Annotated in this window: 23 protein-coding genes, 5 tRNA genes and 1 pseudogene; 28 read left to right on the forward strand and 1 reads right to left on the reverse strand. The window is 35.8% G+C overall.

What is annotated here, in order from left to right:
• Positions 1-3 precede the first annotated feature (3 nt).
• The 7 genes from SIB89_RS13665 (at position 4) to SIB89_RS13695 (ending at position 7,124) form a co-directional block, all read left to right on the forward strand.
• A complete protein-coding gene (locus SIB89_RS13665) occupies positions 4-1,329 on the forward strand; it encodes a RagB/SusD family nutrient uptake outer membrane protein (protein WP_412560221.1) in 1,326 nt (441 codons plus the stop codon).
• A 528-nt stretch (positions 1,330-1,857) separates the two neighbouring features.
• The gene (locus SIB89_RS13670) at positions 1,858-3,129 is read left to right on the forward strand and encodes an MFS transporter (RefSeq protein WP_412560222.1); all 1,272 of its coding nucleotides are present in this window, start codon (positions 1,858-1,860) and stop codon (positions 3,127-3,129) included.
• A gap of 45 nt (positions 3,130-3,174) precedes the next feature.
• Positions 3,175-3,939: an SDR family NAD(P)-dependent oxidoreductase gene (locus SIB89_RS13675; protein WP_412560223.1), complete on the forward strand. Its 765-nt coding sequence runs from the start codon at positions 3,175-3,177 to the stop codon at positions 3,937-3,939.
• A 53-nt stretch (positions 3,940-3,992) separates the two neighbouring features.
• Positions 3,993-5,039: a PfkB family carbohydrate kinase gene (locus SIB89_RS13680; protein WP_412560224.1), complete on the forward strand. Its 1,047-nt coding sequence runs from the start codon at positions 3,993-3,995 to the stop codon at positions 5,037-5,039.
• A 4-nt stretch (positions 5,040-5,043) separates the two neighbouring features.
• Positions 5,044-5,712, forward strand: coding sequence for a bifunctional 4-hydroxy-2-oxoglutarate aldolase/2-dehydro-3-deoxy-phosphogluconate aldolase (locus SIB89_RS13685; protein WP_412560225.1), 669 nt, complete (start codon positions 5,044-5,046; stop codon positions 5,710-5,712).
• A gap of 13 nt (positions 5,713-5,725) precedes the next feature.
• Positions 5,726-6,244 carry a LacI family DNA-binding transcriptional regulator gene (locus tag SIB89_RS13690; protein WP_412560226.1) on the forward strand — a complete coding sequence of 173 codons (519 nt, stop codon included), beginning with the start codon at positions 5,726-5,728 and terminating at the stop codon, positions 6,242-6,244.
• Between the two features lie 43 nt (positions 6,245-6,287).
• Positions 6,288-7,124, forward strand: coding sequence for a DMT family transporter (locus SIB89_RS13695; RefSeq protein ID WP_412561920.1), 837 nt, complete (start codon positions 6,288-6,290; stop codon positions 7,122-7,124).
• A gap of 83 nt (positions 7,125-7,207) precedes the next feature.
• Here the strand turns inward: SIB89_RS13695 and SIB89_RS13700 are convergent, their stop codons facing one another.
• Positions 7,208-8,350 (reverse strand): endonuclease/exonuclease/phosphatase family protein, encoded by a 1,143-nt coding sequence (locus SIB89_RS13700; RefSeq protein ID WP_412560227.1) that lies wholly within the window; start codon positions 8,348-8,350, stop codon positions 7,208-7,210.
• Between the two features lie 116 nt (positions 8,351-8,466).
• Between SIB89_RS13700 and SIB89_RS13705 the strand changes: the two genes are divergently transcribed.
• The 21 genes and pseudogenes from SIB89_RS13705 (at position 8,467) to rpoB (ending at position 25,341) form a co-directional block, all read left to right on the forward strand.
• Positions 8,467-9,738 carry a DUF2851 family protein gene (locus tag SIB89_RS13705; protein WP_412560228.1) on the forward strand — a complete coding sequence of 424 codons (1,272 nt, stop codon included), beginning with the start codon at positions 8,467-8,469 and terminating at the stop codon, positions 9,736-9,738.
• Between the two features lie 22 nt (positions 9,739-9,760).
• Complete coding sequence (locus SIB89_RS13710; protein WP_155088589.1) at positions 9,761-9,988, forward strand: PspC domain-containing protein; 228 nt, start codon at positions 9,761-9,763, stop codon at positions 9,986-9,988.
• Position 9,989: 1 nt separating this feature from the next.
• On the forward strand, positions 9,990-11,012 hold the full coding sequence (locus SIB89_RS13715) for a potassium channel family protein (protein WP_273290508.1): 1,023 nt from the start codon (positions 9,990-9,992) through the stop codon (positions 11,010-11,012).
• Positions 11,013-11,107: 95 nt separating this feature from the next.
• Positions 11,108-12,799: an alanine/glycine:cation symporter family protein gene (locus SIB89_RS13720; protein ID WP_273290506.1), complete on the forward strand. Its 1,692-nt coding sequence runs from the start codon at positions 11,108-11,110 to the stop codon at positions 12,797-12,799.
• 17 nt (positions 12,800-12,816) lie between these two features.
• A complete protein-coding gene (locus SIB89_RS13725; RefSeq protein WP_412560229.1) occupies positions 12,817-13,689 on the forward strand; it encodes a ComEA family DNA-binding protein in 873 nt (290 codons plus the stop codon).
• 12 nt (positions 13,690-13,701) lie between these two features.
• A complete protein-coding gene (locus SIB89_RS13730; protein WP_412560230.1) occupies positions 13,702-14,871 on the forward strand; it encodes an acyl-CoA dehydrogenase family protein in 1,170 nt (389 codons plus the stop codon).
• Positions 14,872-14,979: 108 nt separating this feature from the next.
• Positions 14,980-15,870 (forward strand): tyrosine-type recombinase/integrase, encoded by an 891-nt coding sequence (locus tag SIB89_RS13735; protein WP_412560231.1) that lies wholly within the window; start codon positions 14,980-14,982, stop codon positions 15,868-15,870.
• A gap of 69 nt (positions 15,871-15,939) precedes the next feature.
• On the forward strand, positions 15,940-16,242 hold the full coding sequence (hpf, locus tag SIB89_RS13740) for a ribosome hibernation-promoting factor, HPF/YfiA family (RefSeq protein WP_412560232.1): 303 nt from the start codon (positions 15,940-15,942) through the stop codon (positions 16,240-16,242).
• A 114-nt stretch (positions 16,243-16,356) separates the two neighbouring features.
• Positions 16,357-16,430 (forward strand) — tRNA-Thr (locus SIB89_RS13745).
• A gap of 63 nt (positions 16,431-16,493) precedes the next feature.
• Positions 16,494-16,576, forward strand: a tRNA-Tyr gene (locus SIB89_RS13750).
• 236 nt (positions 16,577-16,812) lie between these two features.
• Positions 16,813-16,885 (forward strand) — tRNA-Gly (locus tag SIB89_RS13755).
• A 60-nt stretch (positions 16,886-16,945) separates the two neighbouring features.
• Positions 16,946-17,017 (forward strand) — tRNA-Thr (locus SIB89_RS13760).
• A gap of 65 nt (positions 17,018-17,082) precedes the next feature.
• On the forward strand, positions 17,083-18,270 hold the full coding sequence (gene tuf / locus SIB89_RS13765) for an elongation factor Tu (protein ID WP_155088596.1): 1,188 nt from the start codon (positions 17,083-17,085) through the stop codon (positions 18,268-18,270).
• Positions 18,271-18,334: 64 nt separating this feature from the next.
• A tRNA-Trp gene (locus tag SIB89_RS13770) sits at positions 18,335-18,407 on the forward strand.
• Positions 18,408-18,451: 44 nt separating this feature from the next.
• The gene (gene secE / locus SIB89_RS13775) at positions 18,452-18,646 is read left to right on the forward strand and encodes a preprotein translocase subunit SecE (protein WP_273290498.1); all 195 of its coding nucleotides are present in this window, start codon (positions 18,452-18,454) and stop codon (positions 18,644-18,646) included.
• Positions 18,647-18,665: 19 nt separating this feature from the next.
• Positions 18,666-19,210 (forward strand): annotated as a pseudogene (nusG, locus tag SIB89_RS13780) (transcription termination/antitermination protein NusG).
• A 69-nt stretch (positions 19,211-19,279) separates the two neighbouring features.
• Entirely contained in the window at positions 19,280-19,720 is a 441-nt protein-coding gene (gene rplK / locus SIB89_RS13785; RefSeq protein ID WP_155088599.1) for a 50S ribosomal protein L11, read from the forward strand.
• A gap of 10 nt (positions 19,721-19,730) precedes the next feature.
• On the forward strand, positions 19,731-20,420 hold the full coding sequence (rplA, locus tag SIB89_RS13790) for a 50S ribosomal protein L1 (RefSeq protein ID WP_155088600.1): 690 nt from the start codon (positions 19,731-19,733) through the stop codon (positions 20,418-20,420).
• Positions 20,421-20,439: 19 nt separating this feature from the next.
• A complete protein-coding gene (gene rplJ / locus SIB89_RS13795) occupies positions 20,440-20,961 on the forward strand; it encodes a 50S ribosomal protein L10 (RefSeq protein WP_155088601.1) in 522 nt (173 codons plus the stop codon).
• Positions 20,962-21,020: 59 nt separating this feature from the next.
• A complete protein-coding gene (gene rplL, locus SIB89_RS13800) occupies positions 21,021-21,398 on the forward strand; it encodes a 50S ribosomal protein L7/L12 (RefSeq protein ID WP_155088602.1) in 378 nt (125 codons plus the stop codon).
• Positions 21,399-21,528: 130 nt separating this feature from the next.
• Positions 21,529-25,341: a DNA-directed RNA polymerase subunit beta gene (rpoB, locus tag SIB89_RS13805; protein ID WP_155088603.1), complete on the forward strand. Its 3,813-nt coding sequence runs from the start codon at positions 21,529-21,531 to the stop codon at positions 25,339-25,341.
• The last annotated feature ends 66 nt before the right edge of the window (positions 25,342-25,407 follow it).

Genomic DNA, 25,407 nt, shown 5'->3' on the forward strand with positions numbered 1-25,407 from the left:
AAAATGAAAAAAATATATTTATTATTTGGATTGATGCTGTTTATAGCGGCATGTTCATCAGATTTGGATCAGGCTCCACCAAATATTGCAAGTTCAGATTCATTAACGGATTTTGCAGGAGTTTTGAATGCGGCATATTTTTACCAGCACGCCTCAGTAACACCTATGGCGGTAATGGGAGATTTTAGAGCAGATAATGCGCTTATGGAAGAAGAACCATACCCAGCATTTGATAGGTTTAATAGTGACTTAGCAGACGGAACATTAAATGATCAGTTTTTCCGCCCTTTCTATGCGGCTTTATATAAGTCAATTTTGAGTGCCAATACTGTAATTAACAATTCTTCAAATGAAACTGACATTGGTGAAGCCAAATTTTTAAGAGCTTTGGCGTATTTTAAACTTGTGCTAATGTTTGGTGATGTTACTGTGAATTTATCTGATGCACCAAGCACAACTGACACCTCTATTTTAGCAAGACAACCAGTTGCTGATGTTTACAATAATGTAATTATTCCAGATTTACAAGATGCTATTGCAGCTTTGGATAATACTTCACTATCAAATGATACAGGCAGAGCGTCTAGATTAGCTGCTCAAGGCTTACTAGGTAAAGTGTATGTACATATGGGCAATTTTGCAAATGCTGAAACGCATCTCGGCGCTGTTGTAAATGGTGCTGCAGGCGCTGGAGTTTCTCTATTGTCTGATTTTTCTCAAATTTTTGGAGCATCAAACGATTTGAATGATGAGATTATATTTTCAAAGTTAATATCGGGTTCAGTACCGGATGAATATGGTTTTTCAGAGTTTTGGGAATGGTTCTTTGGACTCGATACAAAAGCCCTAGACCCATTAGACCCATCTTTAATTGCTGCTTTTGATGCAAGTGAAGCAGGTGGTGATACTGACTTAAGAAGAGCTGTAACTATTGATGAAGCCACTTTAGCGTCTCCAAAATTTCCTCAAACAAATGGTCCGGATCATGACTTTATAGAGATGAGATTAGGTGATGTAATACTATTGTATGCTGAAGCATTAAATGAAAATGGTAGTACTCCAGCAGCTATAACAGAATTAAATAAAATTAGAACTAGAGCAGGTTTGCCTAACACAACCGCAACTACTCAAGCTGCAGTTAGAACGGCTATTGCTGAAGAAAGAAGGCTAGAGTTGGCTTTTGAAGGTCACAGATGGTTTGATTTGGTTAGAACAGGTACTGCTCAATCAGTATTAGGTTTTTCAGATTCTAACTACTTACTAGCACCGATTCCAATTTCTGAAATAACATCTAGTGGTGGTGTAATTGATCAAAACCCTGGATACTAAATTTTAATATAAAGAATGATCATACTGTTTAAGAGCTCAATTATTCTTGATTAAGAATGTGTTAAAGAGTATGATCTACATAAGAATGTTAAGCTTTACGATTTATGAGTTAGTCAAGTCATTAAAGTTTGAATTAGTTGATTGTTTAGAATTCTGCTCTGCTGAGCTAAAAAGAGCAGAATTCTTTTTTATTTAGTATAATTTTAAACAAGTAAGAGCATTGATAATGTAAATAAATTACATAACTTTAGAAAAACTAAACTGGTTAACCAATTAACTTAAATATAGATATGAAATTTAATTTAATACCAAAAATGGAAGACTCTTACCTTCAAAATCATATCATACTCAAAATAAAGAATTTCATTACCTCTACTTATTTGAAGCTTGAAAATAATTTGCTATCCACATTAATCTTATTACAAAGGCCCAAGATGACAAAACTAAATATGAGAGCACACTTTAGTGTGTTGTATCAATTTATATAATGTATAGCAAAAACAATTAAATAAAAACACACTATAAAACATGAAATTAAAAGGCTTACGTTGGTGGATTATCGGATTAATTTTTGTGGCTACTGTTATAAATTACATAGACAGAACAGCTTTTGCGCTACTATGGCCACAAATGGGTGAAGATTTGGGCATGGACAATTCTGATTATGCGCTGATGCTTAATATTTTTATGGTGACTTATGCTGCTAGTAAATTTCTATCTGGTCGGTTATACGATAAAATAGGTACTAGAATAGGGTTTGTTGTTTCCATAATAGTATGGTCTGCAGCTGCAGCGTTTCATGCATTGGCAAGAGGAGTTGTTTCTCTTTCGATAGTCAGAGGACTCCTCGGGCTTGGAGAAGCTGGATTGTGGCCTGGAGCAGTGAAGAGTAATGGAGAATGGTTTCCAGTAAAACAAAGAGCTTTGGCTCAAGGTATTTTTAATGCAGGTGCGTCAATAGGTAATGTTGTAGCGCCAGTTATCATAGTGTTTCTATATGCACAATTCGGATGGAAATCTACATATATTATACTTGGTGCGCTAGGTCTAATTTGGGTAATTCCATGGCTCATTCTAAATAAATCAAAACCAGAACAGCACCCTTGGATTACAGAAAACGAAAGAGACCTAATATTAAATGATCGTATTGCAAATAATGATGTGGCAGTTGAAGGTGCCAAAAGTTTAAGTGTAGTCAAAATACTAAGTTATAAACAACCTTGGGGAATTTTGCTCTGTAGGTTTTTTATAGAACCTATCTGGTGGTTCTTCGCTGGTTGGATGCCTATTTACTTGAATTCAAAATTTGGACTTAGCATAGAAGAAATTGGAAAGACGATGTGGATATCTTACCTAATGGCTGCAGCTGGTGGAATATTGGGTGGGTATTTTACAGAAGCTATCATTAAGCGCACTTCAGTAGATTTTGGAAGAAAGGCAAGTATTGTATTAGGAAGTCTCCTCATAATAATTGGCTTTGTATCCATCATAATGTTTGTGAGTGACTCAAATTATATGATGTTCATATATTTAGCTGGCGTTGCACTTTTCGGATTTCAATTTGCGATAGGTAATATTCAAACGCTTTCAAGTGATTTATTCAAAGGGCCTTCTGTTGGGACCTTAGCTGGATTAGCTGGGACGGTAGCTGCCATATCTCCTATAATAATGAATTGGTTCATTGGTGAGATTACGGATGGTGGATCTTACACTCCTGCGTTTGTAGCTATAACAATATCAGTAGTGCTAGCTGTATTATCCGTCTATATTCTAATTAGAAAAATAAGACTGGTAGCATAATACATAAAATTAAAAACTATAATATAAAAAATTAAAAATTTAAATATGAGTGATAATAAAGGAAAAGTTGCTGTTGTCACAGGTGCAACAGGCGGAATCGGATTTGAAGTAGCAAAAAGATTAGGTAACGATGGTTATACTGTAATCCTAAACGGAATAGAGGATAGTGCAGGTGCTGATCGAGTAAAACAACTTACTGATGCTGGCATTACTGCTGAGTATTATGGATTCGATGTTACAAAAGAAGATCAGGTGACATCAAACATTAAAAAGATAGGTGACAAATACGGAAGAATTGATGTTCTAGTAAATAACGCAGGAGGATTAGGTGGTCGTTCCAGGTTCGAGGAAATGACAACTGAGTTTTACAGATTTGTAATGGCACTTAATCTTGACTCTGTATTTTTTGCTTCTAGAGCAGCGATACCTTATCTTAAGAAAGGTGAGCATCCATCGATAATCAATTATACCTCAAATGCAGGCTGGACAGCAGGTGGTCCAGGTGCAGGTATCTATGGTACATCTAAAGCTGGAGTGCATGCGATAACTAGAGCATTAGCAAAGGATTTGGCAGAATATGGCATTAGAGTTAATGCGGTATCACCAGGTACAATTGATACACCGTTCCATGCGCAGATCAAGGCCACCAAACCAGAAGTGTTTAAGTCTTGGGCAAATAATATTATGCTCGGTAGATTGGGACAACCAGAAGATGTAGCAGGTGTAGTCTCTTTCTTGGCGAGTAAGGATGCATCATTTGTAACAGCCGAGACCATTCAGATTGGTGGAGGGCAAGCATTAGGTATATAAAACAAATATCAATTTAAAAGCTTTAGAAAAAGCAAATAATATAAAACAACCAAATGAATAAAGTAGTTACTTTCGGTGAGATAATGTTAAGATTGGCTCCTCCTGGGTTTTTAAGATTTTCGCAAGCAACTAGCTTTGATGTTGTCTATGGAGGCGGTGAATCTAACGTGGCAGTGTCTTTGGTAAATTATGGAGTACCTGTTGATTTTGTAACTAGATTACCTAACAATGATATAGGTCAATGTGCCATGATGGAAATGCGAAAGCGAGGTGTTGGTGTGGATAAAATTATTTATGGTGGTGAACGCTTAGGTATTTATTTTTTAGAAACTGGGGCTGTCAGTAGAGGAAGTAAAGTTGTATATGATAGAGCGCATTCCGCTATTTCTGACATAGAGCCAGGAATGATTGATTGGAAATCTGTTTTTAAAGATGTGGCTTGGTTTCACTGGACAGGCATTACACCTGCAATTTCTCAAGGGGCTGCAGATGCATGTTTAGAGGCTGTAAAAACGGCTAGTGATATGGGTGTAACAATTTCAACAGATTTAAATTACCGAGCAAAATTATGGGCCTATTGCGATGATTCGCACAGGGAAAAGGTAATGACTGAACTAACATCGTATTGCGATATAGTTTTAGGTAACGAAGAAGATGCAGAGAAACATTTCGGCATCCATCCAGAAGGTTTAGATGTTCACAAACATGGACATGATGTAAAGGCTGAAGCTTTCTTATCAGTTTGTAAACAAATGATGGATAAATTTCCTAAAGCAAAAAAAGTAATTACAACATTACGAGGATCAATTTCTGCTTCACATAACACTTGGGCAGGTGTTTTATACGATGGTAAGAAAATGTATGAAACAAGACAATATCAAATTACAGATATTGTAGATCGCGTTGGAGGTGGTGATTCTTTTATGGGAGGATTGATTTACGGCTTATTAAAATATCCTGAGGATGACCAAAACGCATTAGATTTTGCAGTGGCGGCTTCCTGTTTAAAGCACACCATTAAAGGCGATGCTAATTTGGTAACCGTATCTGAAGTAGAAAAATTAATGGGAGGCGATGCCTCTGGAAGAGTAGCAAGATAATATTATGGCAAATTACTCAAGAATAGAAGTTGCTGAGATTATGAAACAAACGGGTTTAGTCCCTTTGTTTTATAACGGAGATTTAGAGGTTAGCAAAAAAGTAGTCAAAGCAGTTTATGACGGTGGTGCAAGACTATTGGAATTTACTGCAAGAGGGGACTTTGCACACGAAGTATTCGGGGAACTCAATAAATATGCGCTTAAAGAACTTCCAGGAATGATTATGGGTGTTGGTTCAGTCACTGATGCTGCAAGTGCTTCAAGATTTATGGCACTAGGTGCAAATTTTATTGTTACTCCAGTATTACGAGAAGATATTGCTATTGTGTGTAACAGACGAAAAGTAATGTGGTCACCAGGTTGTGGTTCATTAACTGAAATCTGTAGAGCCGAAGAACTAGGCTGTGAAATCGTGAAACTATTCCCTGGCGGGATATATGGACCCAACTTTGTAAAAGGGATAAAAGGGCCTCAACCATGGACCAGTGTTATGCCAACTGGTGGTGTGTCTCCAACTAGAGATAATTTAGAAGGATGGTTCAATGCTGGTGTTATCTGTGTCGGCATGGGATCTAAACTGATTGCCAAAAATGCTGATGGTAATTACGATTTAAGTAAAATAGAATCAGATACCAAAAATGCTTTAGAAATAATTAAATCTTTAAGAAGTTAATAAATTGAAGTCTATGAGTGTGACTATAAGGGAAATATCTTCAATGTCAGGATTTTCTGTTTCCACAGTATCTAAAGCACTTAACGATAAGAAGGATATTAGTGTTGAGACACGTAAAGCTATAAAAGGAATAGCTAAAAAGTTTAACTACGTACCAAACAATTATGCTGTTGCTTTAAGAGGAAAAAAAACAAAATCTATTGCTGTAATTTTACCTTCGGTAACTGTTCCACATTACAATCAGGCTCTTTTTCATTTGCAAAAAGCTGCAGAAAGTTCAGATTACAGAGTCTTGTTGTACCAGACTTTCAGCTCTTTCGAAAGGGAAACAAATTATATCAATCGTTTAAATGATGGTTCCATAGATGGCATTTTTGTGATTTCAGAAACGACACAAAAAAAATCTGAATGCAATCTGAATAATTTTCCGTTAATAGCACTAAACGTCAACAAGAATCATTCAATCCGAGATATTGAAAGGCTGACTCAAAGTTGCTTGTCTAAATTTATAAAACTTAAAACGGTAAATTAAAGCTAGCAGTGAACTATATTTATAGGCATAAAGCCCTGAAATAATCAATCTGAAAAAAGGAATTTTATATATGACAATAAGTGCATTGGCATTTACATTGCTTAATGTATTTGTTAAGTCACTAGATAGTTTCAGTGTATATCAAATTGTGTTTTTTAGAGCTATAGGGTCTCTGTTTTTTACTTTCCCATTTTTATTAAAGCATAAAATTTCAATTTTAGGAAATAAAAAAGTGTTGTTGGTTATGAGAAGTGTGTTTGGTCTCATTTCCATGATGCTTTTCTTTTTATCCTTAAAATACATCACCATGGGTACATCTGTATCCATTAGATATATAGCACCAATTTTTGCCGCGCTGTTTGCTCTATTATTACTAAAAGAAAAGATAAAGTTAGTACAATGGCTGTTTTTGGGTATAGCTTTTTCAGGTGTATTAGTCTTAAAGGGATTTGATGATACCTTGCAAATAGAAGGAATTACTTTTGCTGTGATTTCAGCTGTGTTTGCTGGCCTCGTTTACATCACCATTAGAAAAATTGGTAATAGCGATCATCCTGTAGTGGTTGTTAATTATTTTATGGTCATTTCGGCTATTATAGGTGGGTTGTTGTCAATAAATCATTGGGAAAGTCCAAAAGGAAATGAATGGTTTATTTTTTTAAGCCTAGGTGTATTTGGATATTTCGCTCAATTATATATGACAAAAGCCATGCAAATTTGCGAAACAAATCAAATAGCGCCCTTTAAATATCTAGAAGTCGTATTTACTGTAATACTGGGTCTAATTTGGTTCAAGGAGATTTATACAATCTATAGTATAATAGGGATACTCGTCATTGTACTGGGTCTAAGTTTAAACTTAATGACTAAGAAAAAGTAGAATATAACTTTTAAAAATTAGGAAATAGATAGCACATTTTACTCAATCTTAGTTTATCTTTTTGAATAAGGTTAAAGCACATATCATTCACTCTTAATCTTCTCTAGATACGTTAGACTAAAATTAATCTTTAATTCTGTCCACATGGGTAGGTGATCGCTGAGCTGAAATGTTCGCCACTCTTTTTTGTAATAGTCCTTTTGTGCATCCGGATCGGCAATAATGGCCTTAAACTCATCTATTGATTTCTGTATTTTTACTTTTTTTTCAGCATCGGTAGTGTTGGCTAACTTATCTTTTTGCTTTGCCAATTTGCCTTTTAAATTCTGTAAGACCACTTCTTGGTAGTCAGGAAACTGGCGAGTGCTAAAAACCCTATTGTAATAATTATAGGCGCCAGCACTATTGTCTTGATCTCCGTGTACAACTTCACCTTTTTTTTCCATAAAGGCAATTTGATCATAGTGTTTGGTTTGGTACATATTACTTGGGTTGTCTTCAATACCTTTTGGAATTTTAAAGCCATGTTTTTTTAAGGCTTTCATGGTTTTGTGCTCTGGACTATAAATATTAAAGTCACCTAAAAGAATGAGGTTTTCGTCATAGCGTTTAGCGCGCTTTTTTAAGTTTTCTGCTATGGTGTCTATTTCTTCAATACGTTGTTTTAGTTTTTCCCCAGAAGCCGAACCAAAATAAATATGAACAGTACAAAGTTTAAACTTAAACCAACCCGATTGAAAAGCTACTAAAAAAGGTGTTCGGGCAAACTGCTTTTTGTCACCTATAAGCTTACTGGGAGTCAGTACAATTTCACCTGCCACTTTCTGAAAAGATACACGGTTGGTGTCGTAGATATAGGCCATACGTTCACCATTGCCCGAATGACCTTCGGTGACATCTGTCATTATGTAATCCCACTGGTCACCCATAACGTACATTAAACGGTTAAAGGCAAAAAGGTCTTCATTGACTTCTTGTATGGCGACCAAATCAAAACTTGAGATAATCTCGGACATATAGAAAAAAGCTTCCTTGGTACGTGGGCCATAACCATATTGATTGGAGTCAAAATCCCTTATGTTCCATGTGGCAATAAGCACATTTTCATTAAAGATTTTTTCAGGAATTTTTTCGTCAAGATCTTCTTTGAGGCTGGTTAATCGTTTAATAACGCGCTTACGTTCTTCTAATTCAGGGAAATCGTTTTTTAAAGCAAAGTAACGCATAGTGGGTTGGTATTGGTTTACGACTACAAGTTAATCATAAAAACAGTCGGTTTTTATACGTAGGATTACGTATTTTTCGTCTTTTTTGTTTCAATTCAAATGTCTATTTTAGAACCATGCAAGAAGACTTTCTTCATTACGTTTGGAAACACAAGGCATTTTCATCACAATCCCTTAAGACAGTAAGCGGAGAGACCATTTCCATAAAACAACTTGGTCAGCACAATCATAATGCTGGCCCAGATTTTTTTAATGGGCAATTAAGTATTAACGGTCAACTTTGGGCTGGGAATGTAGAAATTCATATAAAATCGTCTGATTGGTATTTACACAATCATGAAAAAGACAAAGCCTACGATAATGTTATCCTTCATGTAGTATGGGAACATGATACAGAGATTTTTAGAAAAGACAATTCTGAAATTCCAACACTCGAGTTGAAACATTATGTTGACGATGCTCTATTTGGGAATTATCAAAAACTAATGAAGTCTAAATCTTGGATTAATTGTGAGGCTGATTTTTCGGATATAGATGATTTTCTGTTAAACAATTGGTTAGAGCGTTTGTTCATAGAACGCTTAGAGCGAAAATCTGATGATATTTCTACACTTTTACAACAGTCCAATAACGATTGGGAAGCTGTCTTGTTTACAATGTTATTGAAGAATTTCGGACTTAAGGTTAATGGTGATGCATTTCTTAGTTTGGCAAAATCAATTGATTATTCGGTGGTAAGGAAACTTCAGAATGATGTATTGGAAATGGAAGCTTTGTTATTTGGACAAGCGGGTTTGTTGAATGATGATGTGCAAGAAGCCTACTACTCGGATTTAAAATTGCGCTATCAATATTTAAAGCAAAAATTCACACTTAGAAGTGAAGGAGTTTTGCCTTTGCAGTTTTTTAGGTTAAGACCACCTAATTTCCCTACAATACGTTTGTCGCAATTTGCAAATCTATATACTACGGAGCATCAGCTATTTTCTAAATTGGTGGTAATGAATAAAAAAGATAAGTTTTATGAACTGTTTAACAAGGGAGTTAATGAGTTTTGGATGACGCATTACACATTTGCTAAAGCTTCAAAAATTTCTAAGAAACTATTGACCAAGTCTTTTATAGATTTACTAATCATTAACACTATTATTCCTTTAAAATTTAGTTACGCAAAATATCAAGGACAATCAATTGAAGGTGAATTATTCGACCTCATTAAAGAAATAAAGCTTGAAAACAACAGTATAGTCAAAAAGTTTTTACAGTTAAAATCATTAGAAAAAAATGCGCTGAGTTCTCAAGCATTATTACAACTAAAACAACACTATTGCGACAAAAACAAATGTTTGCAATGTGCTATAGGAAGTCAACTAATCGTTAAAAATTGAGCTATTTGCTATATATTGCAGTATGAATTTGTTTTACACCCTATTACATTATTTTCAAAAACGTGGTTACTATGTTTGCCAACGGATAGCAGACCGCTTGGGTATAAGGGCTAAGATTGTTAGAACCTCATTTATGTACTTAACCTTTGTAACAGTTGGGTTTGGTTTTGCACTGTATTTGTTTTTGGCATTCTGGATACGGATTAAGGATATAATTTATACAAAACGCTCATCAGTATTTGATCTATAGTATGAATAACCCTCTCATTAAACTTTTTAGGTCTAAAATTTATACAGCACTGTTATTGCTTTTTTTTGTGCTTTGTATAGGTGTTTTTGGGTATAGGTTTGTTTCAGAATATAGTTGGATTGATGCTGTTTATATGACAGTTATAACCATTACAACTGTTGGTTATGGTGAAGTAAACCCTTTGGATACAGAAGCCAAGATTTTCACCATATTTTTAATACTCTCTAGTGTCGTCATTGTTGGATATGCAATTTCAATAATCACTGAGTATATTTTGAGCAAAAATAATTTTGAAGATATAAAACAACGTAGGATGCAGAAGAAAATAGATGAAATGACCGACCATATTGTCATTTGTGGTTATGGTCGCAATGGCAAGCAAGCAGCAAAAAAGTTACTGGCCTATAATAAGCCATTTTTAGTGATAGAACGTAATAAGGATGTGATAGAAAGATTCCAAGAAGACGATATCCCTTTTGTTTATGGAAATGCCAATGAGGATCAAACGCTGTATGATGCTGGTATTGAACGAGCAAGTACTTTAATTTGTGCCTTACCGAGTGATGCCGACAATTTGTTTGTAGTGTTATCTGCTAGACAAATTAATAATGGAATGACCATAATCAGTAGAGCGTCAGAAGAGACATCATATAATAAGCTCAAATTGGCAGGTGCCAACAATGTTATTTTACCAGATAGGATTGGAGGAGACCACATGGCATCTTTAGTTGTAATACCAGATCTAGTAGAGTTTATTGATAATTTAGGAATTGTTGGAGAAAGAAATATTAATGTAGAAGAGGTAAAAGTAGAACAACTTTATAATGTTAAAGAGGCAAGAACTATAAGAGACTTAGATCTTCGCAAAAAAACGGGTTGTACAGTCATTGGTTTTAAGGATGCCAAAGGCGATTATGTTGTTAATCCTGAGGCAAGCACTAAATTAGTAGCTGGCTCCAAAATTATTGTTCTTGGGCGTCCAGAACAGATACAACGTTTAAATTCTGAATACAATATTGTTTAAGCTCTAAAACCATTTTAACGTCTAAGGCTTTATAAACTCAAATTTTTTTAGCATCTTGTCGGCTTTAATATAAAAACTAACTAATAACTATACTCATGAAGAAATATCTTCTATCACTTTTTGCACTTTCTTTACCATTATTGAATTTTGCACAAGAAACTACCTCTGAAAAAATCGATAGAATTTTTAAGGACTATACAGGTTGGTTTGTTGATGGTATATTTTACGAAATTCCATTTTCAGAAACCTACCAAATTCCTTGGGTATTAATTGTGTTGATTGGTGGTGCTTTGTATTTTACGATATATTTTAAATTCATAAACATTACAGGCTTTAGAACAGCGATAAAAGTTGTTAGAGGCCAATACGAGGATATTGAAAAGCACGGAGCAGATCAATTGTACGGAGATGAAGGTATTGCCGTTACAGCAAACTTAGATGAAAATAAACCTCAGGCAGATACATTGTATGGTGATAGTACGCCAAATGAAGGTGAAGACCTCATAGAAACTATTAGAGATGAAGGTGCAGACGGTGAGGTGTCACATTTTCAGGCTTTAACAGCTGCATTATCCGCTACTGTTGGTTTGGGAAATATTGCTGGTGTAGCGGTGGCCTTGTCCATTGGTGGTCCTGGTGCAACGTTTTGGATGATTGTAGCCGGCTTGTTAGGTATGGCGTCAAAATTTGCCGAGTGTACATTGGGTGTAAAATATAGGGATGTTGGTGAAGACGGTACTGTGTATGGAGGTCCTATGTATTATTTAACCAAAGGATTAAAATCAAAAGGTATGGGAGGCTTTGGTAAGGTCTTGGCCGTGTTGTTTGCCATATTTGTAATTGGTGGTTCCTTTGGAGGTGGTAACATGTTCCAGGCCAATCAAGCAGCTGCTCAATTTGTAAAATTATTCGATTTAGAAACTTCAGATAATGCAGGTTTATATTTTGGATTGGTAATGGCAGTTTTAGTGGCTGTTGTTATTATCGGAGGTATAAAGCGTATAGCAAAAGTAACGGAGAAAATTGTACCATTTATGGCTGGGATTTATGTTCTTGCCGCTTTAATTATCCTAGGTGCAAACTTTTCTTTAATTGATGATGCGTTTAGCTTGATTTACAATGGTGCATTTACAGGCTTAGGTATTGCAGGTGGACTTGTTGGAGTTATGATTCAAGGTATTAGAAGAGGTGCATTTTCAAACGAAGCTGGTGTTGGGTCGGCAGCAATTGCCCACTCAGCAGTTAGAACAAAATATCCTGCTTCCGAAGGTATTGTCGCCTTATTAGAGCCATTTGTAGATACGGTTGTTATCTGTACAATGACAGCTCTGGTAATTGTAATCACCAATTTTGATGGTGGATTTATGGAGTATGGTGTAGAAATTACTGAGGGAGTAGAAATTACTGCAAGTGCTTTTGATTCCGTAATTCCACATTTCTCAATCATACTTACCATTGCGGTAATTCTATTTGCATTTTCAACAATGATCTCTTGGTCTTACTACGGTATGCAAGGCTGGGTGTTTTTATTTGGAAAAGGAAAGCTAACTGACTTGGCGTATAAAATATTATTCTTGTTTTTTGTTGTGGTCGGAGCTTCAATAAGTTTAGGAGCGGTAATCGACTTCTCAGATGCCATGATTTTTGCTATGGTTGTACCTAACATCATTGGTGTGGTATTGCTATCACCAATAATTAAGAAAGAACTTAGTAAATATTACAGGGCAATAAGTGTTAAAGAAGATGCTATTGATGAAGGTGCTGAAGATTTAAATGAAAAGCTTTAAACATAAATAGTTTATTGATGAAATCCCATTTCCAGTTTTCTAATCAACAACGGAATGGGATTTTTTTATTAATTTTCATCATAATAATAGCACAGTGCATTTACGCATTTGTCGATTTTTCCAATGACAATGTTCCGGTCAATAATAAGCAATTAGAAACTTTTAGAAAGGAGTTAGATTCGCTTCACGTGGTGGAAATTGAAAACACCAAACCTAAAATCTATCCTTTCAATCCGAATTACATTACAGATTATAAAGGTTACACTTTAGGGATGACTAATGAAGAAATTGATAGGCTCCATCAATTTAGGGAAACTAATCGTTGGGTAAATTCAGCTAAGGAGTTTCAGAATGTGACAAAAGTGTCGGATTCATTTTTAGCAACAATATCTCCTTATTTTAAATTTCCGGATTGGGTGACAAATCCGAAACCTAAATCAAATGGATATAGTAACTCATTTTCAAACAACACACCCAAAACTTATACTCAAAAAATTGACTTAAATAAAGCAACAGCTTCACAACTACAGAAAGTATATGGAGTGGGTGAGAAACTTTCAGAGCGCATTATTCAATATCGAAACAAGCATAAAGGTGGTTTTATAGCAGATGTAGAGCTTATGGAAGTTTGGGGATTAACGCCAGAGGTGATTGAGCGAATAAAAAATGACTTCACAGTAAAAACACCGAGAGAAATCACAAAGCACAACATAAATTCTGCAACTAGAGATGAATTGGTTACAATTCAATATATAGATTACGAAGTTGCTAATAACATTATTGAAGAACGAACGTTGCGCGATGGCTTTAAATCTTTAGAAGAATTAACAAAAGTTGAAGACTTTCCTGTCAAAAAGATCGAGATAATTAAGTTATATTTGCATCTGTAAAAATTGCACCATATGTCTAATATATATTTCACGGAAGAACATAATTTATTTAGAGAAAGTCTTAGGGATTTTTTGCAAAAAGAGGTTGTGCCTCATATCGAAAAATGGGAAGAAACTGGTCATATAGAACGTTTCATCTGGAAGAAATTTGGTGATATGGGTTACTTTGGTCTGGCATATCCTGAAAAATACGGAGGACTGGATTTGGACTTATTTTACACCGTTATTCTACTTGAAGAATTACAAAGAATTAATTCAGGTGGTTTTGCCGCAGCCATTTGGGCACATGCATACTTGGCAATGACCCATCTTAATAAAGAAGGTGACGACGCAATAAAATCAAAATATCTGGCAAACAGTATTTCTGGAGATATGATAGGTTGCCTTTGTGTTACAGAGCCATTTGGTGGAAGTGATGTGGCTGGTATGAGAACTACTGCTGTGAAAGACGGAGACTATTATATTATTAATGGCTCTAAGACTTTTATAACAAATGGTGTTTATAGTGATTATATGGTTGTTGCTGCTAAAACCAGCCCAGAATTGGGTAATAAAGGTATTAGCATTTTTGTTGTAGATAGTAATACCGAAGGTGTGTCCGCTACAAAACTAGACAAATTAGGTTGGCGCGCTTCAGATACTGGAGAGATAGCTTTTGATAATGTTAAAGTACCTGCAAGTCAGTTGATGGGCGAAGAGGGAAAAGGCTTTCCATATATTATGCAGCATTTTGCACTAGAGCGATTGATTATGGGAATCAACGCACATGCCAGAGCAGAATATGCATTAGAATATACGTTGCAGTATATGTCCGAGAGGACAACATTCGGAAAGTCTTTAGATAAGTATCAGGCTTTACGTCATAGGTTCGTAGATATGCATGCAGATATGCAACTATGTAAAAGCTATAATTATATGGTTGCTGACCAATTAGAAAAAGGTGCTTATGTAGTTGAAGAGGCTACAATATCTAAACTAAAATCCACTAAGATGGCAGATGAAGTTGCCTATAACTGTTTACAGTTTTTGGGTGGTTATGGTTATATGGAAGAATATCCGCTTGCCAGAATATTTAGGGATAGCAGACTTGGTCCAATAGGAGGCGGAACATCTGAAATTCTTAAAGAAATACTTTCCAAAATCATTATAGATAAGAAGTCTTATAAACCAGCGACTCAGTAAAAGCTTTTAAAACTGAATCACAGTCCTGCTCTTAGCGGGACTTTTTTATTTTCATTTGTAAATTTTCCGATGTAAAAGGTTATATTTAATTTTTGACAAAATTGACCTATGAGCCTTAAAGCATTTTCAGACTATTTATTATTAGAGAAGAAATATTCTAAACATACAGCTTTAGCTTATATCCGTGATTTAGAAATGTTTCAAGAGTTCTTAAAAGAAGCTCATGATGAAATCCCAATTTTTAAAGTAGGTTATTCAGAAATAAGACAATGGATAGTGGAACTGGTCAATAGCGGAATATCTAATAGGACGATAAATAGAAAAATATCTTCGCTCAACTCATATTATAAATTTTTGCAAAAGATTCAGCAAATAGAAGCTAATCCATTAAAACAACATAGAGCACTTAAGGTAGGCAAGAAAGTACATTTACCTTTTTCAGAAGAAGAATTGAAACAAGTCCTAGAACATTCCATTGAGATTAATGATTTTGAAAGTGCAAGAGACCAGCTCATTATTGAGCTGTTTTACGCCACAGGTATAAGACGGATTGAACTGGTTAATATTAAAACCTCAGACATTGATTTCAGTAAAAAACAACTTAAGGTTTTGGGTAAGCGTAACAAGGAACGCTACATTCCACTTATAGATACTTTGATTGAGTCTTTGGGGAGATACCTAGATTACAGAGCTCAGTTGCCGATAATTAAAGATAAAGATCAATTATTCTTAACAAAAAAAGGTCTTAAAGTTTACGAAATGCTTGTTTACAGAATAATAAATAAGTATTTTAGTAAAGCATCTTCAAAGGCAAAATGTAGCCCACATGTATTAAGGCATTCGTTTGCAACACATTTATTAAATGAAGGTGCTGATTTAAATGCAGTAAAAGAACTTCTTGGACACACAAGTTTAGCAGCTACGCAGGTATATACACATAATAGTATTGCAGAATTAAAAAAAGTGTACGCTAAATCTCATCCAAGAAATATTCGCTAAGTACTAACCTTAGCAGCAAAAGAAATATTGAAGTTTTTCAATATCATCGTATAACTTAAAAAGCAGCGTATGAAAGTAAACACCCAATCCGTTAATTTCACAGCAGACAGAAAATTAATTGATTTTATTCAAAGAAGAATGGATAAGTTAGATATGTTCTATGATAAAATAATTCAGTCTGATGTTTATTTGAAGGTTGAAAACACCAGTGACAAGGAAAACAAAATTTTTGAAGCCAAAGTGCGTGTTCCTGGTGATAGTTTTGTTGTGAAAAAACAATGCAAAACTTTTGAAGAAGGTACTGATATTGCTGTAGCTTCTTTAGAGCGGCAAATTAAAAAGAGAAAAGAAAAGTTAAGATCAAGAACTTAATTAAAATTTTTTCAAAAATGTTTTGAATAAAAAAATAAAACACTACATTTGCAGTCCGTTAGAAATAGCGGACTTTTTTGTGGTCTAAATTTGACTGTAAAAAAGTAAGAAAAAGCCGATATAGCTCAGCTGGCTAGAGCAGCTGATTTGTAATCAGCAGGTCGTGGGTTCGAGTCCCTCTATCGGCTCTTAAATATCTAAATAAGTGCTTAAAATTTAGATGTTTATGTTTTGAAATTTTGAATAAAATTGGGGAGATACTCAAGCGGCCAACGAGGACAGACTGTAACTCTGTTGTCTTTCGACTTCGCAGGTTCGAATCCTGCTCTCCCCACAAAAATTTTAAATAAGCTGTTGTCAAAAGCTCGCTTTTGCAAAAGCAGTGTTTTAAAATTTTTAGTGAAGGGTCTCCCTTCACGGATCACTGAGCGAAGCGAAGTAATCCTTATTTATAAACCATGAATAAGAGATAAAAGTTTTATTCTTGATTTAATTGAAAAGGATTGAGCAAAAAGTAGAGATCCATTTGAAATAATGAAAGTCATTAATTAAGGAGACTTAATTATAAATGCGGGAGTAGCTCAGTTGGTAGAGCGTCAGCCTTCCAAGCTGAATGTCGCCGGTTCGAACCCGGTCTCCCGCTCTAAATTTCCTGCGAAGGCAGGAATCTCACTCATTCAGAGAGAGAATCAAAACACTTTACGCCGGTGTAGCTCAGGGGTAGAGCGTTTCCTTGGTAAGGAAGAGGTCACGAGTTCAAATCTCGTCATTGGCTCTTTTTTCTAAGATAGTTTAGAACAAAAATTGAACACTAATATTAAAGATTAAAATAAATTAAACATGGCAAAGGCAACTTTCGATCGTTCAAAACCACACTTAAACATTGGTACTATTGGACACGTAGATCACGGTAAAACAACTTTAACTGCTGCTATTACTAAAGTATTAGCTGATGCAGGTTTATCAAGCGCGATGTCGTTTGATCAAATTGATAATGCTCCAGAGGAGAAAGAAAGAGGTATTACAATTAATACTTCACACGTAGAATATGCAACAGCAAATCGTCATTACGCTCACGTTGACTGTCCAGGTCACGCGGATTACGTAAAGAACATGGTTACTGGTGCTGCTCAAATGGATGGTGCTATCTTGGTTGTTGCTGCAACAGACGGTCCTATGCCACAAACTCGTGAGCATATCTTACTTGGACGTCAGGTAGGTATTCCTCGTATCGTTGTATTCATGAATAAAGTGGATATGGTTGATGATGAAGAGTTATTAGAATTGGTTGAAATGGAAATCAGAGATTTATTATCATTCTACGAATATGATGGTGATAATGGTCCTGTAATAGCGGGTTCTGCCTTAGGTGCACTTAACGGTGAGCAAAAGTGGGTTGATTCTGTGATGGAATTAATGAAGAATGTAGATGAGTGGATTGAAGAGCCGGTTCGTGATATGGACAAGCCTTTCTTAATGCCTATTGAAGATGTGTTCTCTATTACTGGTCGTGGTACAGTAGCAACTGGTCGTATTGAGACTGGTGTAGCTAACACAGGTGACCCAGTTGAGATCATCGGTATGGGTGCTGAGAAATTAAATTCTACTATTACTGGTATCGAGATGTTCCGTCAAATATTAGATAGAGGTGAAGCTGGTGATAACGCTGGTATCTTATTAAGAGGTATTGAGAAAACTCAAATCTCTAGAGGTATGGTAATTACTAAGCCAGGTTCTGTAACACCACACGCTAAATTTAAAGCTGAGGTTTATATCCTTAAGAAAGAAGAAGGTGGACGTCACACTCCATTCCATAACAACTACCGTCCACAGTTCTACGTACGTACAACTGACGTAACTGGAAATATTCAGTTGCCAGATGGTGTTGAAATGGTAATGCCTGGTGATAACTTAACTATTACTGTTGAGTTAATCCAACCGATTGCAATGAACGTAGGTTTACGTTTCGCTATCCGTGAAGGTGGTAGAACAGTTGGTGCTGGTCAGGTAACTGAAATTTTAGACTAAACAAATTATAGTTAAATGATATATTAAGGTGTCCCGAAAAATCGGGATGCCTTGATTATTATTTACGGGTTTAGCTCAGTTGGTAGAGCACTGGTCTCCAAAACCAGGTGTCGGGAGTTCGAGTCTCTCAACCCGTGCAAGGCAAAATGAGCTAACAACTTAGCTTAAAAAAGATATACAAATGGCAGGAGTAATTACATATATAAAGGAATCATTTGAGGAGTTAAAAAACCATGTGTCATGGACACCATGGCCAGAAGCTCAAAGATTGACTGTTCTTGTAGCAGTATTTTCAATCATTTTTTCTTTGGCTATTTGGGGTGTAGATACTGTGTTCAGTAAAGCTATAAAAGCTTATTTTGATTTTTTAAACTAACAAATATACAAGAGAGAAGATGTCAGAAAAAAAATGGTATGTTGTTAGAGCAGTAAGCGGTCAAGAGAATAAAATTAAGACCTACATAGAAAATGAAATTTCTAGGTTAGGTTTAGAGGATTTTGTTGATCAAGTATTAGTGCCTACCGAAAAAGTGATTCAAATACGTAACGGAAAGAAAATAAACAAAGAGAAAGTTTATTTCCCAGGTTACATTATGATTCAAGCCAATTTAAGTGGTGAGATACCTCACATTATTAAATCAATTACAAATGTTATTGGTTTTTAGGTGAGACTAAAGGAGGAGACCCTGTGCCATTAAGACAGTCTGAAGTAAATAGAATGTTAGGTAAAGTAGATGAATTGGCAATTGAAGCAGATGCTAATGTTGCAATCCCGTTTACAAAAGGAGAAACTGTAAAAGTTATCGATGGTCCTTTCAACGGATTTGATGGTACTATCGAGAAGATAAATGAAGAAAAGCGTAAGCTAGAGGTAATGGTTAAGATTTTCGGAAGAAAAACACCATTAGAGTTAAGCTATATGCAGGTAGAAAAGTTATAATAATTGTTACAATAAAGATAGCGTATGGTCTAAGCTTCCAAAATAGACAAGCGCACTAAAATTTAAAAAATGGCAAAAGAACTAGACAAAGTAGTTAAGTTACAAGTTCGGGGAGGTGCTGCGAATCCATCGCCACCGGTAGGACCCGCTTTAGGTGCCGCTGGAGTTAATATTATGGAGTTCTGTAAGCAATTTAATGCTAGAACCCAAGATAGACCAGGTAAAGTATTACCTGTGGTAATTTCGGTTTTCAAAGACAAATCATTTGACTTTGTAATCAAAACTCCACCAGCAGCAGTACAATTATTAGAAGCGGCCAAAGTAAAGAAAGGATCAGGAGAACCTAACCGACGTAAAGTAGCAAAAGTAACTTGGGATCAAGTTAAAGCGATTGCTGAAGATAAAATGCAAGATTTAAATGCATTTGAAATCGGATCAGCTATGAAAATGGTAGCTGGTACAGCAAGATCGATGGGTATCACTGTTAAAGGAGGAGAAGCTCCAAACTAAATTTTTAGAAATGGCAAGATTAACAAAGAAGCAAAAAGAAGCAAGAGCAAAGGTTGACAATAACAAACTTTACTCCGTAGAAGAAGCTTCAGCTTTACTAAAAGAAATTACATATACAAAGTTTGACGCTTCAGTAGATTTAGCAGTTAGATTAGGTGTAGATCCACGAAAGGCCAATCAAATGGTGCGTGGAGTGGTTTCTTTACCACACGGTACAGGTAAAGACATGAAGGTTCTTGCATTAGTAACTCCAGATAAAGAAGCAGAGGCTAAAGAAGCTGGTGCTGATTATGTTGGGTTAGATGAATACTTACAGAAAATAAAAGAAGGTTGGACAGATGTTGACGTTATCGTTACTATGCCAAGCGTTATGGGTAAGTTAGGGCCATTAGGTAGAGTATTAGGACCAAGAGGTCTTATGCCAAACCCTAAGACTGGTACAGTTACTATGGACATAGGTAAAGCTGTAAGTGAAGTAAAGGCTGGTAAGATAGATTTTAAAGTTGATAAAACAGGTATTGTACACGCACCAATTGGCAAGGCATCATTTAGCACTGAAAAATTGGTTGGTAATGCAAATGAATTATTGACAACTTTGATGAAATTGAAACCAACAGCATCTAAAGGAACATATGTAAAGAGCATTTATATGTCTAGTACAATGAGTCCAAGTATTGCAATTGACACAAAAATAGGGTAGTAGTTAAACTTAGAATATTATGACAAGAGAAGAAAAATCCGTAGTAATTGAAGAGTTGACTGCTCAATTAGCAGATAATACAAATATCTATTTAACAGATATTTCTGGATTAGATGCAGCAACAACTTCAAATTTAAGAAGAGCGTGTTTCAAGTCTAACATCAAGTTAGCTGTTGTAAAGAATACACTTTTAGAGAAAGCAATGGAAGCATCGGACAAGGATTTCGGTGAGTTACCAACGACTTTAAAAGGTAATACATCTGTAATGTATTCTGAAACAGGTAATGCTCCGGCAAAAGTAATTAAAGAGTTTCGTAAAAAATCAGAAAAGCCTTTATTAAAAGGTGCTTTCATTGAAGAAGCAATTTATGTTGGAGACGATTTATTAGACACATTAGTAGATATTAAGTCTAGAGAAGAACTTATTGGCGAGATCGTTACATTATTACAATCTCCTGCTAAGAATGTTATTTCAGCACTTAAATCTAGTGGTGGAACAATCGCTGGAATTGTAAAAACATTATCCGAAAGAGAAGGATAATCACAAAGAACACAATTAAAAAATTATAATAAACACACACAGATTAAAACAATAGAAAAATGGCAGATTTAAAAGATTTCGCAGAACAATTAGTTAACTTAACAGTAAAAGAAGTTAATGAATTAGCAACTATATTAAAAGACGAGTACGGTATTGAGCCTGCTGCTGCAGCTGTAGCTGTTGCTGGTGGTGCTGCTGCAGGTGGTGGAGACGCTGCTGAAGAGCAAACTGAATTCGACGTAATATTAAAAGCAGCTGGTGGTTCTAAATTAGCAGTAGTTAAATTAGTTAAAGAATTAACTGGTTTAGGTTTAAAAGATGCTAAAGGATTAGTAGATGACGCACCAAGCCCAATTAAAGAAGGTGTTGCAAAAGACGAAGCTGAAGCTTTAAAAACTCAGTTAGAAGAGGCAGGAGCTGAGGTTGAGCTTAAGTAAGCTTACCTTAACCTACAACATATGGTTTAGGTCTGTCCCGAAAAAACTTCGGGATAGGACCTAAACCCTTTTGTGTATATAAACGTTATATACACTTTATAGTTTTTATTTAATAAAATCTCGTTCATCAATGTTAGCAAAAAAGGCTGAAAGAATTAATTTCTCTTCTATTGTAAATAGAACAGATTACCCAGACTTTTTGGATATTCAAATTAAATCCTTCCAGGATTTTTTCCAATTAGAAACAAAGTCAGAAGAAAGAGGAAATGAAGGGCTGTACAACACCTTCATGGAGAACTTCCCAATTACAGACACACGTAATCAATTCGTATTAGAATTTTTAGATTACTTCATTGATCCGCCAAGATATACTATCGAAGAATGTATTGAAAGAGGATTAACATACAGTGTGCCTTTAAAAGCAAGATTGAAATTGTATTGTACGGATCCTGAGCATGAGGATTTCGAAACAATCGTTCAAGATGTATATTTAGGTACCATTCCATATATGACACCAAGTGGTACATTTTGTATCAATGGTGCAGAACGTGTAGTTGTATCTCAATTGCACAGATCACCTGGTGTATTCTTTAGCCAGTCGTTCCATGCTAATGGAACAAAATTATATTCTGCAAGAGTTATTCCTTTTAAGGGATCTTGGATAGAATTTGCTACAGATATCAATAGCGTAATGTATGCTTATATTGATAGAAAGAAAAAATTACCGGTTACAACACTTTTCCGTGCTATCGGATTTGAACGAGATAAAGATATTTTAGAGATTTTTGACCTTGCAGAAGAGGTGAAGGTTTCAAAATCTGGATTAAAGAAAGTTATCGGTCGTAAACTTGCTGCACGTGTGCTTAACACTTGGCACGAGGATTTCGTTGATGAAGATACTGGTGAAGTTGTATCTATTGAGCGTAACGAGATTGTATTAGATCGTGACACTATAATCGATAAGGAGAATATTGAAGAAATCCTTGAGGCTGAAGTAAAAACCATTCTTTTACACAAAGAAAGTGCTCAGCAAGGAGATTACGCAATCATACATAACACATTACAGAAGGATCCAACAAACTCTGAAAAAGAAGCTGTTGAGCATATCTACCGTCAATTGCGTAATGCAGAGCCGCCAGATGAGGAAACGGCTCGTGGTATAATTGACAAGTTATTCTTCTCTGACCAACGTTACTCTTTAGGTGAAGTAGGTCGATATAGAATGAACAAAAAATTAGGTTTAGATATCGGAATGGATAAGCAAGTGCTTACCAAAGAAGATATCATTACCATTATTAAATATTTAATTGAGCTTATCAACTCTAAAGCAGAGATTGATGATATCGATCACTTATCTAACCGTCGTGTACGTACAGTAGGTGAGCAGTTATCTACGCAATTTGGTGTTGGTTTGGCTCGTATGGCTCGTACTATTCGTGAGCGTATGAACGTTCGTGATAACGAAGTATTTACACCGATAGATTTAATTAACGCTAAGACATTGTCTTCGGTAATTAATTCCTTTTTCGGTACAAATCAGTTATCTCAATTTATGGATCAAACCAATCCTTTGGCAGAGATTACGCATAAGCGTCGTTTATCTGCATTAGGACCTGGTGGTTTATCGAGAGAGAGAGCAGGTTTCGAGGTACGTGATGTTCACTATACGCACTACGGACGTTTATGTCCTATTGAAACACCTGAAGGACCAAACATTGGATTAATATCTTCATTGTCTGTTTTCGCAAAGGTGAATTCAATGGGATTCATTGAAACTCCGTATAGAAAAGTTGATAACGGTGTCGTTGATATTAAAAACACACCAACATATTTAAGTGCTGAGGAAGAGGAGGAGCAAATGATAGCTCAAGCAACTGTAGAGGTCGATGGCAAAGGAAAGATTCAGCATGATAAAGTAATTGCACGTCAAGAAGGTGATTTCCCTGTAATTGAGCCAACAAATGTTAATTACACAGATGTTGCACCAAACCAGATTGCATCGATTTCAGCATCATTGATTCCATTCTTGGAGCATGATGATGCCAACCGTGCATTGATGGGATCTAACATGATGCGTCAGGCCGTTCCATTATTACGTCCAGAAGCACCAATCGTGGGTACAGGTTTAGAGCGTCAGGTAGCATCAGATTCTAGAGTATTGATAAATGCTGAAGGAGAAGGTGTTGTAGAATATGTTGATGCAGATAAAATCATCATCAAATACAAGCGTACTGAGGAGGAAGCCATGGTAAGTTTCGATAGCGACACTAAAGAATATCCTTTAGTTAAGTTTAGAAAAACAAACCAAGGAACTTCTATTAACTTAAAGCCTATCGTTGAGAAAGGTGATAAAGTTGCTAAAGGTCAAGTACTTTGTGAAGGTTATGCGACTCAAAATGGTGAATTAGCTTTAGGTAGAAATATGAAAGTAGCCTTTATGCCTTGGAAAGGGTATAACTTTGAGGATGCGATTGTAATTTCTGAAAAAGTAGTACGTGATGATATCTTTACATCTATCCATATCGATGAGTACTCATTAGAAGTTAGAGATACAAAGTTGGGTAACGAAGAGTTGACCAATGATATTCCTAACGTTTCTGAAGAAGCCACTAAGGATTTAGATGAACATGGTATGATTCGCATTGGTGCTGAGATCAAACCAGGCGATATCTTAATAGGTAAGATTACTCCAAAAGGTGAATCAGATCCAACTCCTGAAGAAAAATTACTGAGAGCAATTTTCGGTGATAAAGCAGGTGATGTAAAAGATGCATCTTTAAAAGCATCTCCATCACTGAACGGAGTTGTAATCGATAAAAAATTATTTGCCAGAGCAGTAAAAGATAAGAGAAAGAGAGCTCAAGATAAAGAAGATATCGAGAAATTAGAAGATGCTTACGATAAGCGTTTTGATGATTTACAGTCTATTTTAGTTGAAAAACTATTTGCTATTGTAAATGGTAAAACAGCACAAGGTATCTATAATGATCTGGGTGAGGAAATCATTCCAAAAGGTAAAAAGTACACTTTAAAAATGTTGAATGCTGTAGATGATTACACGCACTTAACATCTGGAAAGTGGACCACTGATGATAAAACAAACGAACTTGTAGCAGACTTAATCCACAACTATAAGATTAAGGAAAATGACCTTCAAGGGTCATTAAGACGTGAGAAGTTTACCATCTCTGTTGGTGATGAGTTACCAGCTGGTATCATTAAGCTTGCGAAAGTTTACATCGCTAAAAAGCGTAAGCTTAAAGTAGGTGATAAGATGGCAGGTCGTCACGGTAACAAAGGTATCGTTGCACGTATCGTTCGTCAAGAGGATATGCCGTTCTTAGAAGACGGAACGCCAGTTGATATTGTATTAAACCCACTAGGTGTACCTTCTCGTATGAATATCGGTCAAATATATGAAACTGTATTAGGTTGGGCCGGTAAAGATTTAGGTAAAACGTATGCAACACCGATTTTTGATGGTGCAACTTTAGATCAGATTAACGAGTATACAGATGAAGCTGGTATTCCAAGATTCGGTCATACCTATCTTTATGACGGTGGAACAGGTGATCGTTTCGATCAGCCAGCAACAGTTGGTGTTATCTATATGATTAAACTTGGCCACATGATTGACGATAAGATGCACGCACGTTCTATCGGACCATACTCATTAATTACGCAACAGCCATTAGGTGGTAAAGCACAATTTGGTGGTCAGCGTTTTGGAGAAATGGAGGTATGGGCACTTGAGGCTTATGGAGCATCAAGCACACTGCGTGAAATCTTAACTGTAAAATCAGATGACGTTATAGGTAGAGCTAAAACTTACGAAGCTATCGTTAAGGGTGAGCCAATGCCAGAACCAGGACTACCAGAATCGTTCAACGTACTTATGCACGAATTGAAAGGTTTAGGATTAGATATTAGATTAGAAGAATAAAAAAATAGTAGGCAGTCGCAGTACTCAGTTTACAACTGAGTGAACTGAATACTGAGACTGAGACTG

This window comes from Winogradskyella sp. MIT101101 (genome assembly GCF_047126865.1).
GTDB lineage: Bacteria > Bacteroidota > Bacteroidia > Flavobacteriales > Flavobacteriaceae > Winogradskyella > Winogradskyella ouciana.